Source organism: Priestia sp. P5_B4, from assembly GCF_056400385.1.
On sequence record NZ_JBFULJ010000984.1, the window covers coordinates 1 to 1326 of the forward strand.

General features: G+C 37.3%; 2 protein-coding genes. One reads left to right on the forward strand and one right to left on the reverse strand.

What is annotated here, in order from left to right:
* A partial coding sequence (locus AC1DRF_RS28085) for a 2-dehydropantoate 2-reductase N-terminal domain-containing protein (RefSeq protein WP_477742322.1) occupies positions 1-229 on the reverse strand: 229 nt, incomplete at its 3' end.
* 253 nt (positions 230-482) lie between these two features.
* On the opposite strand from AC1DRF_RS28085, the gene AC1DRF_RS28090 reads away from it, so the two are divergent.
* A partial coding sequence (locus AC1DRF_RS28090; RefSeq protein ID WP_477742323.1) for a CobW family GTP-binding protein occupies positions 483-1326 on the forward strand: 844 nt, incomplete at its 3' end.

A 1326-nucleotide genomic window follows, 5' to 3' on the forward strand; every position in this document is an offset into this window, starting at 1 on the left:
CCTTAGTTGTGAACAAAATAACATCATAAGGCTCTTTCATCTCAGATTTTGTAATAGCTTGTACAGGTGAAGTGAAGTCACCGTGTATGCTCTTGATAACAAGTCCATTTTGTTCCAGCTCTTTTTTTCTGCGATCTCTGACAAGAAAAGTCACATCCTCTCCTTTTTCCACAAGCCTACCTCCAAAGTAACCTCCAACGCCGCCTGCGCCTAAAACTAATATTCGCATAACTTTTGCTCCCCTTTTTCTTTTTCTTTTATTGTAGCACAGCTAGTTTGAAATTTTATAATATTCTTATTTCATTGTATTTTGAGTTTTTTACAAAAGATAGCCATAGTGCTTTTAAAGTTGTTATAATGAATACAAAAAAAGCATAAAAATTTACGCTTAGACATTTATCCCCTCTTGGATATACTATTTACCAATCCGCAATCGGAAAAGTTTCGATTTAAACAATGTTATTTACATAGGAGAGACTGAAATGAAAACAGAAATCTACATTTTATCTGGATTTTTAGGCAGCGGAAAAACAACGTTGCTTAAACAGCTGCTTCAGCAAGAAAAAGATCGTAATCGCAACATTGCTGTTGTGATGAATGAGCTTGGCCAAGTTTCGATTGACTCAAATGAAGTAGAAAAAGACACGCCGTTAAAAGAATTGCTAAACGGCTGCGTGTGCTGTACGATTCAAGGTCAATTTGAAACTCAGCTTCATTCACTTCTACAGGAGAACACATTGGATGCTATCTATATAGAAACAACCGGAGTTGCACATCCCATTGAAGTGTTGGATGCCTGTATGTCTCCTCTTTTTGCGCATCAAGTCACGATTAAAAGTATTATCACCACACTCGATGCAACAAGGTGGAAAGAACGTGGGTCCTTAAGCATTCAACTTCAAAAACTTCTTCAAGAACAAGTAAAACATGGGGATGTAATTTTATTAAATAAAACGGACATGCTGTCTGAGGCAGAAAAGTCTTCCCTGCTTTTTGAGGTTCAATCAATTAACGCTCGTGCAATAACATTATTAACGACATTTTCCCGCGTGAAGCTTGACCTGATTCAAAGAGCTCAGCTGTCTCAAAAACAGCCGCACCATAAGGCTCATGTGGAAGATCATCTTCATTTGAAAACATTTGTATATGAGTTTACAAAAAAAGTGGATCTTGAATTATTTGAAAATTGGCTGCGCCAAATGCCAGATACCATCTATCGGATTAAAGGCTATATGCGCTTTACTCATTCGGATGATACGTATTCGTTTCAATATTCATACGGCATGCCTCTATATATGAAAGAAATGATGAAGCTGCCCACCACTC